We start from the raw sequence: 13,135 nt of genomic DNA, 5'->3' as shown, positions 1-13,135 counted from the left end.
CGCCTTTCAAATAAGTTCCCTTATTTAAAAGACGCTTGCTTGCGTGGTTCCACTTTTTTTCGCAGAATGACCTCTGCCTTGATTTGCGTAACGTGCAATTTCCCGTCTTTGCTTTGACAAAGCCACTCCCAGGGGCATTTCTCTCACCTTTTTAATTGCTTCCAGCAACCGCAATCTTCCTGAAAAAAAGGACGAGATACTTCATCTGTTCTTGGTGTTTACTTATAAGACTTGCTTTAAATGTTCCAATGCTTTTTGACGACCTAGCAATTCAACCGTATCTGGCAACTCTGGTCCGTGTGTTTGACCAGATACAGCCACACGAATTGGCATAAAGAGATTTTTCCCTTTCACGCCTGTTTCTTTTTGAACTGCCTTGATTGCAGCTTTTACAGAAGGGGCATCTACAACTTCCATGGTTTCTAATTGGGTCTTAAAGGCTGCTAAAACAGTCGGAACTGTTTCTCCGGCTAGTACTTCTTTTGCTGCTTCATCTAAGACGGGATGTGCCGTAAAGAATAAATTCGATAATTCAACAATTTCTGCAGCAAAGCTCATTTGTGGTTGATACAATGCGACAATTCGTTGAACCCAAGCAAGGCGCTCTGGGGTTAATTCTGCTTCTAAACGACCATCAGCTACCAAGTAAGGAATCGACATTTCCGTTAATTCCTCTAACGCCATTTGCTTAATGTAATGATTATTGATCCATTCGAGCTTTTTGGCATCAAAGGCAGCTGGTGACTTACTTAAACGATCGGCGTCAAACATTTCAATCAATTGTTCTGGAGAAAAAATTTCCTCTTCGCCTACAGGTGACCAACCAAGTAAGGTAATAAAGTTAAACATCGCTTCTGGTAAATAACCAAGTTCACGATATTGTTCAATAAATTGTAAAATACCGCCATCACGTTTACTTAATTTCTTCCCTGTCTCTGAATTGATAATTAAGGTCATATGGCCAAATTGTGGGTAGTCCCAACCAAACGCTTCATAAATCATCATTTGTTTTGGTGTATTCGCAATATGGTCATCGCCACGTAAAACATGCGTAATTTGCATTTCATGATCATCAACAGTCACAGCAAAGTTATAGGTTGGCATGCCATCACGTTTCAAAATGACAAAATCGCCACCCACATTATCGGATTCAAAGACAATGTCACCTTTGACTAAATCATGAAAACGATATTCTGTATTTCTTGGCACGCGGAAGCGTACAACTGGTTGAATACCTGCTGCCTCTTTTTCTGCTTGTTCTTCCACTGATAAATGGCTACAGTTCCCACTATATCGTGGAATCTCTCCTCGGCTACGTTGCGCTTCTCGTTCGGTTTCTAATTCTTCTTCAGTACAGTAACATTTGTAAGCTAGATTACTCGCTAATAGTTGATCTACTAGTGGTTGGTAAATTTCCTTACGTTCCGATTGACGATAAGGGGCATATTTCCCAGGTTTATCAGGTGATTCATCCCAGTCAATCCCTAACCATGCGAGGTTTTCTAATTGGCTTTTTTCGCCTTCTTCAATGTTACGTTTTAAATCAGTATCCTCAATACGAATAATAAAGTCTCCACCATGGTGACGAGCAAATAAATAGTTAAATAGAGCTGTCCGAGCGTTACCGATATGTAGATGACCCGTTGGACTTGGCGCATAGCGTACACGAATTTTTTTCATCTTCTTCATCCTTTGTCTAACAATTTGTGTGAGCTGGAAAAAAGTTCACTACCTGACTTGAATTGTACATTTTATCGCTGCATTAGTAAAGGCTCACGAAAGAAAAGCCCCTGAATTTTTTCGTCTGCTTCAGGGACTTTTTCGTACATTGTTTGTTTGCGTTTATGAAACGCACACTATTTCGTCGCTTCTTGCTCGGTGATTCCACGTCTTGAATGAGCCGGGCGAGCAAAGATCATGCGACCGGCTGCTGTTTGTAACGCACTCGTCACCACTACATGGATTTGTTCATTCATGTAATGTTGCCCGTCTTCAACAACAATCATCGTTCCATCATCCAAATAAGCGACCCCTTGTTGGCGTTCCGTTCCCGCCTTGACAACCACAACTTCCATCGTTTCTCCCGGAATGACTACAGGTTTGACCGCATTGGCTAAGGCGTTGATATTGAGTACTGGGACATTTTGAAACTCCGCCACCTTATTTAAATTGTAATCATTGGTCACGACCACACCATCTAGCAATTTCGCTAGCTTCAATAATTTACTATCGACTTCCGCAATTTCTTCAAAATCACCTTCATACATTTCAACCGCGATGCCTTCTTCTTTTTGCAAGGCATTTAAAATATCAAGTCCGCGTCGACCACGTACACGTTTTAAATTATCCCCTGAATCCGCAATGTATTGGAGTTCATAAAGCACGAAATTTGGAATCAAAATCGTTCCTTCTAAAAAACCCGTCTTCGCAATATCATAAATACGGCCATCAATAATGACACTGGTATCCAAAATTTTATATTGATGAAAATGATCATCGACTTTTCGGTCTAACATTTGTTGACTGGCTTCTTGTTCATTCTTTTTATTTTTTGCAGTAAAAATTTTTCGCCATTCTTCCATTCGGGTCGTCCCCACTTGGAAACCTAAATAACCAAAAAGCAACATTAAAACAACCGGAATGACCCCATTAATAAAGGGCACTTTCCAAGCAAAAAAAGGAATAGATAACGTCACACCTAAAATCAGGCCAATAATTGAACCAATGGCCCCGAAAAGTAAATAGGTTAAACTTAACTCACTGAGCTTTTTTTCCATTTTATTAATGCTGGCTGTAATAGAGTTTACGACTAATAATGAAAATAAAAAAGAAATAAGTGCACCGATGAGACTATTCGTTACTGTATTATTTAGCCATTCATTTTTTCCATAACCTAACGCAATCCAAGCGGCAGGTAACAATGAAATTCCTAAACTAGCACCTGCTAAAATAAGCAATGCGCGAATGACACGTTTTTGCATCTTCAAACCTCCTATTGTTTTTTTTACAAAGATAGCAGAAAAGAGAAGGTAATACTAGTGAAACTGCTTCCTTCTCTTCCCCACTCCTATCATAAGCAATTATTGAAATACTTTTCGCAAAGCTTCTTCCAAGGTTGCGACACCAACGACTTCAATGTCTTTTGGTGGTTTCCAACTGGTTAAATTATTTTTAGGTAAATAAACCTTTTTAAAGCCTAATTTTTGAACTTCTTTGACTCGTTGTTCAATGGAGGTGACTCGACGAATTTCACCAGTTAAGCCAATTTCACCGATAAAACACTCCGTTGCTAAGGTACCTTTTTCCTTGTAACTGGAAGCGATACTCATCGCAATTGCCAAGTCAATCGCCGGTTCATTTAATTTGACTCCGCCCGCTGCTTTTAAATACGCATCTTGGTTTTGTAATAATAAGCCTGCCCGTTTTTCTAAAACAGCCATAATTAAAGAAACCCGATTGAAATCTAACCCCGTCGTTGTCCGCTTCGCATTACCAAACATCGTTGGCGTCACTAAGGCTTGAATTTCAACTAAAATCGGACGAGTTCCTTCCATCGCAACCACAATCGCCGAGCCAGTCGCACCAGCTAAGCGTTCCTCTAAAAAGACTTGCGATGGATTTGACACTTCGTACAATCCACCTTCACGCATTTCAAAAATCCCAATTTCATTGGTTGAACCAAAACGATTCTTCACTGCGCGTAAAATACGGAAATTTTGATGTTGTTCCCCCTCAAAATAAAGAACGGTATCCACCATATGTTCCAACATTCTTGGCCCTGCAATCGAACCTTCTTTAGTGACATGTCCGACAATAAAAATCGCGATGCCATTCGTTTTGGCAATCTTTAAGAGTTCTGCTGTCGTTTCTCGGACTTGACTGACACTTCCAGCGACACTCGTAATATCGGGTTGCGTCATCGTTTGAATCGAATCAATAATGACATAACTTGGCTCAATGCTCTCAATTGCTTGACGAATATCGTGCATGTCTGTTTCGCCATATAAATAGAAATCGTCGGCTGCACTAAGACGTTCTGCCCGCATTTTAATTTGTTCGACACTTTCTTCTCCTGAAACATACAACACTTTGCCACCAGTGGCCGCCAATTGTTGAGAAACTTGTAAGAGTAAGGTCGACTTTCCAATTCCAGGATCGCCACCTAGTAAAACCATGGATCCTGGCACGACTCCGCCACCTAGCACTCGGTTTAGTTCCTCCATCTTGGTCTTCACCCGAGGCTCTTTACGTGGAACCACCTCATTTAACTTCATCGGCTGCATCTTTTGTCCAGTTAAGGTCGTCCGACTACGACGATCCGCTTTTTTTTCGATTTTTTCTTCTACGAGTGAGTTCCAACTATTACAATTTGGACATTTTCCTAAGTAACGCGGCGAAATATAGCCACAATGTTGGCATTCAAACTGTGTTTTTGTTTTTTTTGACAAGCTACTCCTCCTATTCTTGATCAGATGAGCCAAAGCCACCCATTCGTTCCCCAAGACTTTGATCTTGATCGGCTTTTAGAAAAGGTAAAAAAATGCCTTGTCCAATTTTTTCACCTTTTTTGATTTTTACGTCTTTTAGGCCAAAATTGGTAAACTGAAACATAATATGCCCTTCGTTTGCCGGGTTATCATAATAATCACTGTCAATCACACCTACGCCATTTGTTAAAACTAAAAAGCGTTTGAGTGGATTACTCGAACGGTTTGCTAATTGTAAAAATTCTTCTTCTCCCATGTACGCCTTAATGCCAGTCGGTACTAAGACGGGCTTTAAATTTTTCTCAACCGCCGCATCGCCACCAATTCTTCTACTAAACCATTGCTTCCAAATACTCGGAATCACTCGGTCTTCTGCGGCAGCAAAATCATAACCTGCTGCTTGATGTGTCGCTCGTTGCGGCACTTCAAGCCCCTTTCCTTGATAGGTACTAATCACTTCAAATCCACGTTTTTTCATGTCTTTCCTCCATTAAAATACTACTGCCATTTTACCATAAGTTCGTTAAAAATTAGATAAGGAACAAAAATTGTCATGCTTTTTCCTTAATTTTAACTATTTTCAACCCAACAACGAATAAAACATGACGAAAAAGCTTTTTCCTAGTACAATAGGAAAAAGTCTTTAATCATTTTTACAGTATGAGGTGAAGAAATGCGTCAATCGTTACAAAATGTTCAACGAATCGTCATTAAGGTTGGTACAAGTTCTTTGATTCATCCGAATGGAAGAATTAATTTAGCCGCTATTGATGAACTTGCTTTTGTCTTAACCGATTTAAAAAACAAAGGAAAAGAATTGATCCTTGTTTCATCAGGTGCGATTGGAGTCGGAATGCACCAACTGAATTTAACAAAACGCCCTGCTTCCATTCCTGAGCAACAAGCCGTTGCAGCTGTTGGCCAAGCAGCATTAATGAATATCTATAATCATCGCTTCAGTAGTTATAGCCAACAAACAGGACAAATTTTATTGACGCGTGACGTCACTGACTTTCCTGAAAGTCGCCAAAATGTCATCAATACCATCGAACAACTGTTACAAATGGGAATTATCCCGATTATTAATGAAAATGATACCGTTGCGATTGATGAATTGGATCACTTGACGAAGTTTGGCGATAACGATCAATTATCAGCGATTGTCGCCCAATTAGCAAACGCCGAATTATTAATCATGCTTTCTGATATCGATGGGTTTTACTCTGATAATCCAACGACAAACCCCGCAGCAACACTTTATTCACACGTCCCAGCTATTACACCAGAAATCATGGAAAAAGCTGGCGGCTCTGGTAGTATTTTTGGTACGGGTGGCATGAATAGTAAACTCAAAGCCGCTCAACGGATCTTTGAGTCCGACGGTGCCATGGTCCTTGCGAATGGAAAAGAACCAAAGATCATTTTTGATATTTTAAAAGGAGACACGATTGGCACACTTTTTATGAAGGGGGAAATTTAAATGACGGATTTAATTCAATTTGGTCAACAAGCAAAAACAGCGAGTCACCAACTCGCTTTACTCGATACCCAAGTAAAAAATCAATTACTTGAAAAAATGGCAACAGCCATTGAAAACCATATTCCTGAAATTCTGGCTGCCAATGAACAAGACGTCACTCAAGCCATCAAGGATGGTCTAAGTGAAACGATGCAAGATCGCTTACAGCTCACGAGAAATCGGATTCTTGACATGGCAGACGGAATACGCCAAGTCGCAGCCTTACCCGACCCTGTTGGTGAGGTCGAAAAAATGTGGAAAAATACAGATGGCCTCATGATTGGGCAACAACGGGTTCCCTTAGGCGTCATTGGAATTATCTATGAATCTCGTCCCAACGTGACCACTGATGCAGCAAGTTTGTGTTTTAAAACAGGCAACGCCGTCATCTTACGTGGTGGAAAAGAAGCACGTCATTCCAATCAAATACTCGTTACGATTTTACAAAAAACATTGATCGAAAACGATTTTTCACCATATGCCATTCAACTTATTACCGATTCATCTTATGAAATTGCTAATGCCTTTATGCGTTTAAATGACTACCTCGATGTCTTAATTCCTCGTGGTGGTGCTGGACTCATTCGTCGCGTCAAAGAAAGTGCAACCGTACCAGTCATCGAAACAGGAACCGGCAATAACCACATTTATATTGATGAAACAATCGATCAGGAGATGGCGCTTGAAATTGTGGTCAATGCAAAAGTTCAACGCCCTTCCGTTTGTAATGCAGTGGAAACAATCTTAGTTCATGAAGCCATCGCCGAATCTTTCTTATCCGCACTTGAACCACGCCTATTACTAGAAAAAGTGCGCTTACGTGGTGATGAAAAAGCCTTAAAATTCCTGAAAAATGCGAGCCTTGCAACCACGGAAGATTGGGAAACCGAATACCTCGACTTGATACTAGCCATTAAAATCGTGGATTCTCTTGATGAAGCACTCACGCATATCAATCAGTATGGAACCAAACATTCCGATGCAATTGTTTCAAACAATTACTTTGCGACGCAACGTTTTTTAAACGAGGTCGATTCGGCTGTCGTCTATGTCAATGCCTCAACTCGTTTTACAGATGGTTTTGTCTTTGGGTTTGGAGCCGAAATTGGCATCTCTACTCAAAAACTACATGCTCGTGGACCAATGGGACTCAACGAACTGACTTCAACGAAATATATTGTCTATGGCAACGGCCAAACAAGAAAATAAGAAAAGCTTGTGCCCGCATCAACATGGATGCGAGCACAAGCTTTTTTATCCTAAGGCAACATCTAAAACCATCATGACAATAAAACCAAGCATCGTTCCAAAGACACCAAAATGACGGTGCCCTTCCGTTGAAATTCGCGCTTCAGGAATCAACTCCTCCACCACGACATAAATCATCGCACCCGCAGCAAAAGCTAGCGCATAAGGTAAGACCGAGGTCATCTGACTCACCAAAACTGCGCCGATCACCCCTGCAATCGGTTCAACTAAACCGGAAGCTTGTCCATGAAAAAAAGCTTTTCCGCGACTCAGACCTTCTTGCTGCAGAGGAATCGAAACCGCCGCACCTTCAGGAAAGTTCTGGATGCCGACACCAATGGCCAAAGCAAGCGCTCCTAAAGCAGCGACTTTTGGGTCATCGGCGCTAGCTGCTGCACCAAAAGCGACACCCACCGCTAATCCTTCAGGTATATTATGCAAAGTAATCGAAAAGACTAGCAAGATAGTCCGTTTAAAATGACTAGGAATCCCTTCTTCTTCTTGATTGGACCCAAAATGTATGTGTGGTAAAATCTTATCCGCTGCGTATAAAAAGAGGCCCCCTAAACCAAAGCCAAAACCAACCACTAGCCAAGGAATATCCCCATTTTCAGCAGCTTGCGCAATCGCTGGATCTAGCAAAGACCAAAAACTTGCAGCAATCATCACCCCAGAGGCAAATCCTAACATCGTACTTAACACATTGCGATTAATTGTTTTAAATAAAAAAACTAAGGCGGCGCCAAGTGCCGTCATGAAATAGGTAAACCCCGTTCCAACCAAAGCTTGTTGCCAAGGTTGTAATGCCACTAACCAATCAATCATTTTTCTAGACTCCTTTTCAACCTTCAATTCTTTTTCTTTATCATATCATAATTTTAGTCCGCCACCTGATTTTTTTGATTAACCAAATCCTAGAGGAAATCCGAGGCTCTTTCTTGCATTTACTTGAAAGTTTCTATTATTACTACTATAATGCAAAGAGACCTTTATCAACAAAATGTCAATAAAATTAAAGCGAGGAAAAGAATTGATTACAGTAAGTGATGTTAGTTTGCATTTTTCAGATCGCAAACTCTTTGATGATGTAAATATTAAGTTTACCCCCGGAAATTGTTATGGTTTGATTGGTGCGAATGGTGCTGGTAAATCAACTTTCCTAAAGATTTTAGCTGGTGATATTCAACCTTCAACTGGAAATGTTACTTTGGGACCAGACGAGCGTTTAGCTGTTTTAAAACAAAACCACTTTGACTACGATGAATACAGCGTCCTAGAAACAGTCATTATGGGACATGAACGTCTTTATGCCGTCATGAAAGAAAAAGACGCCATCTACATGAAAGAAGATTTTAGTGATGAAGATGGTATCCGTGCTGCTGAACTAGAAGGCGAATTTGCTGAATTAGATGGTTGGGAAGCAGAACCAGAAGCAGCTGTTTTACTTCAAGGCTTAAATTTACCGGAGGAAGTTCACCATTTACAAATGAGTGAGTTAAGTGCCGGAGAAAAAGTAAAAGTTTTACTTGCCCAAGCACTCTTTGGGAAACCTGATGTGCTCTTACTAGATGAGCCGACAAACGGATTAGACATTCAATCGATTGCTTGGCTAGAAGAATTTTTAATCAATTTTGAAAATACCGTTATTGTTGTTTCACATGACCGTTACTTCTTGAATAAAGTTTGTACGCATATGGCTGACTTAGACTTTGGTAAAATTCAATTATTCGTTGGGAACTATGATTTTTGGTTAGAATCTAGCCAATTAGCCCAAAAATTACAAGCCCAACAAAATGCAAAAAAAGAAGATCAAATCAAAGAACTCCAAGAATTTATCGCTCGTTTTAGTGCCAACGCTTCAAAATCTAAACAAGCAACGTCACGTAAAAAGATGTTAGATAAAATTACACTCGATGACATCAAACCGTCTTCTCGTCGGTATCCATTCGTTGGGTTCAAACCTGAACGTGAAATTGGTAATGATCTACTCCAAGTCGATAACGTGAGTGTCACTATTGATGGGAAACGAATCTTAGATAAAATTAGCTTTACCTTAAACAAAGACGATAAAGTCGCATTCTTAGCGAAAGATGATATTGCAACAACGACTTTATTTAAAGTCTTAATGGGTGAAATTACACCTGATTCAGGTTCTATTCGTTGGGGTGTGACGACAAGTCAAACGTACTTGCCAAAAGACCCAAGCGCAGAATTTGATAACGACTTAACCATCGTCGACTGGTTGCGCCAGTATGCCAATAAAGAAGAAGACGATAATACCTTCTTACGTAGTTTCCTAGGCCGCATGCTCTTTTCTGGAGATGAAGTATTAAAGAAAGTCAATGTGTTGTCAGGAGGAGAAAAAGTTCGCTGTATGCTATCGAAAAATATGCTTTCAAAAGCGAACGTATTAGTCTTAGATGACCCGACGAATCACTTGGATTTAGAATCAATTACTGCCTTAAACGATGGCTTAATTGCTTTCAAGGGATCAATCTTATTTGCCTCTCATGACCACCAATTTATCGAAACCATTGCCAATCGCATTATTACGGTTTCAGCAAATGGGGTCGTTGATCGTGCCGATACGACTTACGATGAGTTTTTAGAAAACAAAGACGTGCAAGCACGTGTTGCTGCTTTATACGACTAAAAAACAAAAACCAAACGGGACTCTGACAGTTGTCAGAGCTTCGTTTGGTTTTTTTTCATAAAACCGCTCTCTTTGCAATCACCTGGAAAAGTCGGACGGATTGATTAGCTACAAGTATCGAATGTTTAATGAAACTCTTCCCTTGGAGAAAGGGAGGAAAACTTATTGTATTCTTTAATAAATAACAATTCAACCGTGCCCCTTGCGCCACTTCGGTTTTTTTCAATAATTACTTCAATTACATTATCATTGCTATGTTCTTCGGCATCTTCATCACTCTCACGTTCGTAGTAATCATCACGATACAAGAAAGCAACGATATCAGCATCTTGTTCAATCGAACCCGACTCACGGATATCACTCAGCACCGGACGTTTATCCTGACGCTGCTCCACCCCACGAGAAAGCTGAGACAAAGCAATTACAGGAACTTTCAACTCTTTTGCCAATGTTTTTAATTGACGCGAGATTTCTGAGACTTCTTGTTGCCGGTTCTCTCGGCCGGTTCCTTCAATTAGCTGCAAGTAGTCAATTAAAATCAGCCCTAGATTACCGGTCTCTTGTGCAAGTTTTCGGCAACGAGCACGAATTTCAGAAATCTTAATTCCCGGGGTATCGTCAATAAAGATACTCGCCCGCGAAAGACTCCCCATTGCGACAATCAAATTGCGCCATTCTTCTTCACTTAGTTGCCCGGTTCTTAGGTGGCTTGCTTCAATCGAACCTTCGGCACAAAGCATCCGGTTGACGAGTGATTCCGCCCCCATCTCTAAACTAAAAATTGCAACTGCCTGATCCGTCTTGGTACCTACGTTTTGAGCAATATTCAAAGCAAAAGCCGTTTTCCCGACAGCGGGTCGAGCAGCTAAAATAATTAACTCTTCTTTTTGTAGCCCAGCCGTCATCTTATCTAATGCTTGATAACCAGTGGGTAATCCCGTAATTTCTTCATCATTTTGAGCCAACTGATCAATCGTTTCAATCGAACGATTTAAGACATCCGCAATCGATTGAAAACCGGTACTATTCCTTCTTTCCGAAACTTCCAGAATACTCCGTTCAGCCTCATCAACGATGGTTTGAACCTCTTCGCCTTGTTCAAAACTTTTAACAACGATTTGATTGGCTGTTTGAATCAACTGTCTTAAGAGGGCCTTATCGTCTACAATCTTCGCATAGTAAGAAACACTTGCGGAAGAAGGGGTCGACTGGCTTAGTTCCGTTAAATAACTAATACCACCAACATCTTCTAAAGCATTGCTTTTTTCAATCTCAGCCTTTAAGGTGATTAAGTCAATTGCCTCACTGCGATCATTTAACTGAATCATACTTTGGAAAATAATTTGATGGCTACGACGATAAAAAGAACGAGGGGTGACAATTTCCATCGCATCAATTAAGGTTTCGCTATCAAGAAAAATCGCGCCTAAAACCGCTTGTTCTGCTTCTATATCTTGTGGTGGTATTCGGTCTTGCCAAACTTCATTCATGCTTTTTTCTCCTCATCCATTCATTCCTTCTTATTCTACTAAAATTTCAATGGAATCACAATTGACAGTCTTATAAGAATTACTTAAAGCTATCCAGTAAAAAAATACACTAAAAGAGATAGTTGAATGCCTACGATGGTTTGCCACCAGCATCCAACTATCTCTTTCATTCGTTACCTAATGGGTTGTGAGGGGATCGAACCCACGACCCGATGATTAAGAGTCACCTACTCTACCAACTGAGCTAACAACCCATAGCTACTCTTTTATGGTAACGCTGATTTTTGAAAAAATCAAGTCTTTTTATTCCTTTTTTTCATTTAACCTTGAGTTACTTTTACTTTAATCACAGCTGTTACTTCATGATGTAACTTAGCTGGTACTTGCGTTGTTCCTAACCCACGGATTGGTTGTTTCAAATCCAGTTTACGCTTATCAACTTTGATTTTGTATTGTTTTGCTAAAGCATCTGTAATTTGTTTGGATGGAATCGAACCAAATAACCGCCCATCTTCTCCCGCTTTTGCTTGAATTTCTACGATAGTTGTTTCTTGTTCAATCATTTCTTTCAACGCTTGCGCTTCTTTTAAAACTTCTGCATCTTGTTTCGCTTGGGCTTTCTTTTTCCCTGCTACTTCTGCCATATTTTCTTTATTGGCTTCAACCGCTAATTTATTCTTAATGAGATAGTTTTGGGCATAACCGGTTGGAACTTCTTTCACTTCGCCTTTTTTCCCTTTGCCTTTTACATCTTCTAAAAAAATCACTCGCATATGATCGCTCCTCTTCTATCATTTTCCTTTTTTGGTGATGACATTGTCTAAAAATACTCACTCACCAATCAAGAACAATCGCTTGTTCTTTCGGTGCTCCTTCTATTTTAGCACATTTTCAAACATTCGGGGCAGACTCTTTTGTTTCACGTGAAACAAAAAAGACCTCACAGTTGTGAGATCTTATCGATTAATTTTCTTCGCCTACAAATGGAAGTAATCCCATAATACGCGCACGTTTAATTGCTACAGTTAATTTGCGTTGGTTTTTCGCTCCTGTACCAGTTACACGACGTGGCAAAATTTTTCCACGTTCAGAAATAAATCTTTTTAATAATTCAACGTCTTTATAGTCAACGTGTTCGATGTGGTTTGCTGCAAGATAGTCTACTTTACGACGTTTGCGCCCGCCTCTTCTTTGTTGTGCCATCCTTGTTTCCCTCCTATCAAATTCTTAGAATGGTAAATCATCGTCTGAAATGTCAATTGATGAGCCACCGAATGGATCCGATGTATCTCGATCAAAATTAGGCATTCCGCTTGTTGTTGAAGTCGATTGGTTTTGATTGCTAGTGTTTCCAAAGCTCGGTTGATTTTGACCAAAATCTCCGCCCGGTGCTGAACGACGTTGTTCATTCACTGCACGAGATTCTAACAATTGGAAGTTTTCTGCTACGATTTCCGTAACATAAACTCGCTGCCCTTGTTGGTTTTCATAATTTCTTGTTTGAATACGTCCAGTTACGCCTAGCAATGTTCCTTTTTTAGCATAATTTGCTAAAGTCTCTGCCGATTTTCGCCAGATTACACAGTTAATGAAATCTGCTTCTCGCTCACCACTTTGGCTTGCAAAATTACGATTAACTGCCAGAGTAAAAGTTGCCACTGCTGTACCACTTGATGTATAACGTAAATCAGGGTCTTTTGTTAATCTACCTACTAATACAACATTGTTAATCAAAACT

The 13,135-nt window shown here is 40.2% G+C and carries 12 protein-coding genes, 1 tRNA gene and 1 other annotated feature; of the genes, 3 read left to right on the top strand and 10 right to left on the bottom strand.

What is annotated here, in order from left to right; genetic code table 11:
- Positions 1-24 precede the first annotated feature (24 nt).
- Positions 25-222 (bottom strand) — a binding site (T-box leader).
- From gltX to ACYSNO_RS09055, 4 genes are all read right to left on the bottom strand, one after another.
- A complete protein-coding gene (gene gltX / locus ACYSNO_RS09070) occupies positions 223-1,680 on the bottom strand; it encodes a glutamate--tRNA ligase (protein ID WP_461730759.1) in 1,458 nt (485 codons plus the stop codon).
- 176 nt (positions 1,681-1,856) lie between these two features.
- Positions 1,857-2,981 (bottom strand): PIN domain-containing protein, encoded by a 1,125-nt coding sequence (locus ACYSNO_RS09065; protein ID WP_461730758.1) that lies wholly within the window; start codon positions 2,979-2,981, stop codon positions 1,857-1,859.
- Between the two features lie 99 nt (positions 2,982-3,080).
- Positions 3,081-4,448, bottom strand: a complete 1,368-nt coding sequence (radA, locus tag ACYSNO_RS09060; protein ID WP_461730757.1) for a DNA repair protein RadA — start codon at positions 4,446-4,448, stop codon at positions 3,081-3,083.
- Between the two features lie 10 nt (positions 4,449-4,458).
- Positions 4,459-4,965 (bottom strand): dCTP deaminase/dUTPase family protein, encoded by a 507-nt coding sequence (locus tag ACYSNO_RS09055; RefSeq protein ID WP_461730756.1) that lies wholly within the window; start codon positions 4,963-4,965, stop codon positions 4,459-4,461.
- A 195-nt stretch (positions 4,966-5,160) separates the two neighbouring features.
- Here ACYSNO_RS09055 and proB point away from each other — a divergent pair, with 195 nt between their 5' ends.
- A complete protein-coding gene (proB, locus tag ACYSNO_RS09050) occupies positions 5,161-5,967 on the top strand; it encodes a glutamate 5-kinase (RefSeq protein ID WP_461730755.1) in 807 nt (268 codons plus the stop codon).
- Entirely contained in the window at positions 5,968-7,215 is a 1,248-nt protein-coding gene (locus tag ACYSNO_RS09045) for a glutamate-5-semialdehyde dehydrogenase (protein WP_461730754.1), read from the top strand.
- 45 nt (positions 7,216-7,260) lie between these two features.
- Here the strand turns inward: ACYSNO_RS09045 and ACYSNO_RS09040 are convergent, their stop codons facing one another.
- Complete coding sequence (locus tag ACYSNO_RS09040; RefSeq protein WP_461730753.1) at positions 7,261-8,079, bottom strand: ZIP family metal transporter; 819 nt, start codon at positions 8,077-8,079, stop codon at positions 7,261-7,263.
- A 205-nt stretch (positions 8,080-8,284) separates the two neighbouring features.
- Here ACYSNO_RS09040 and ACYSNO_RS09035 point away from each other — a divergent pair, with 205 nt between their 5' ends.
- Complete coding sequence (locus tag ACYSNO_RS09035; protein ID WP_461730752.1) at positions 8,285-9,907, top strand: ABC-F family ATP-binding cassette domain-containing protein; 1,623 nt, start codon at positions 8,285-8,287, stop codon at positions 9,905-9,907.
- A gap of 125 nt (positions 9,908-10,032) precedes the next feature.
- On the opposite strand, the gene dnaB is transcribed toward ACYSNO_RS09035, so the two are convergent.
- From dnaB to ssb, 5 genes are all read right to left on the bottom strand, one after another.
- Entirely contained in the window at positions 10,033-11,397 is a 1,365-nt protein-coding gene (gene dnaB, locus ACYSNO_RS09030; RefSeq protein WP_461730751.1) for a replicative DNA helicase, read from the bottom strand.
- A 181-nt stretch (positions 11,398-11,578) separates the two neighbouring features.
- Positions 11,579-11,651, bottom strand: a tRNA-Lys gene (locus tag ACYSNO_RS09025).
- Positions 11,652-11,717: 66 nt separating this feature from the next.
- Positions 11,718-12,170 carry a 50S ribosomal protein L9 gene (gene rplI / locus ACYSNO_RS09020; RefSeq protein ID WP_461730750.1) on the bottom strand — a complete coding sequence of 151 codons (453 nt, stop codon included), beginning with the start codon at positions 12,168-12,170 and terminating at the stop codon, positions 11,718-11,720.
- Between the two features lie 190 nt (positions 12,171-12,360).
- Entirely contained in the window at positions 12,361-12,600 is a 240-nt protein-coding gene (gene rpsR / locus ACYSNO_RS09015) for a 30S ribosomal protein S18 (protein WP_016176044.1), read from the bottom strand.
- A gap of 24 nt (positions 12,601-12,624) precedes the next feature.
- Complete coding sequence (gene ssb, locus ACYSNO_RS09010) at positions 12,625-13,131, bottom strand: single-stranded DNA-binding protein (RefSeq protein WP_461730749.1); 507 nt, start codon at positions 13,129-13,131, stop codon at positions 12,625-12,627.
- Between the last annotated feature and the right edge of the window lie 4 nt (positions 13,132-13,135).

Source organism: Enterococcus sp. LJL98, assembly GCF_054871745.1.
This window is presented reverse-complemented; position numbering and strand designations above follow the sequence as displayed.

Bases quoted from the DNA above. Each gene is read 5' to 3' on its own strand.
- ACYSNO_RS09045 (WP_461730754.1), top strand. From the start codon at position 5,968: ATGACGGATTTAATTCAATTTGGTCAACAAGCAAAAACAGCGAGTCAC.
- dnaB (WP_461730751.1), bottom strand. From the start codon at position 11,397: ATGAATGAAGTTTGGCAAGACCGAATACCACCACAAGATATAGAAGCA.
- rpsR (WP_016176044.1), bottom strand. From the start codon at position 12,600: ATGGCACAACAAAGAAGAGGCGGGCGCAAACGTCGTAAAGTAGACTAT.
- gltX (WP_461730759.1), bottom strand. From the start codon at position 1,680: ATGAAAAAAATTCGTGTACGCTATGCGCCAAGTCCAACGGGTCATCTA.
- ACYSNO_RS09055 (WP_461730756.1), bottom strand. From the start codon at position 4,965: ATGAAAAAACGTGGATTTGAAGTGATTAGTACCTATCAAGGAAAGGGG.
- ACYSNO_RS09040 (WP_461730753.1), bottom strand. From the start codon at position 8,079: ATGATTGATTGGTTAGTGGCATTACAACCTTGGCAACAAGCTTTGGTT.
- rplI (WP_461730750.1), bottom strand. From the start codon at position 12,170: ATGCGAGTGATTTTTTTAGAAGATGTAAAAGGCAAAGGGAAAAAAGGC.
- proB (WP_461730755.1), top strand. From the start codon at position 5,161: ATGCGTCAATCGTTACAAAATGTTCAACGAATCGTCATTAAGGTTGGT.
- ACYSNO_RS09065 (WP_461730758.1), bottom strand. From the start codon at position 2,981: ATGCAAAAACGTGTCATTCGCGCATTGCTTATTTTAGCAGGTGCTAGT.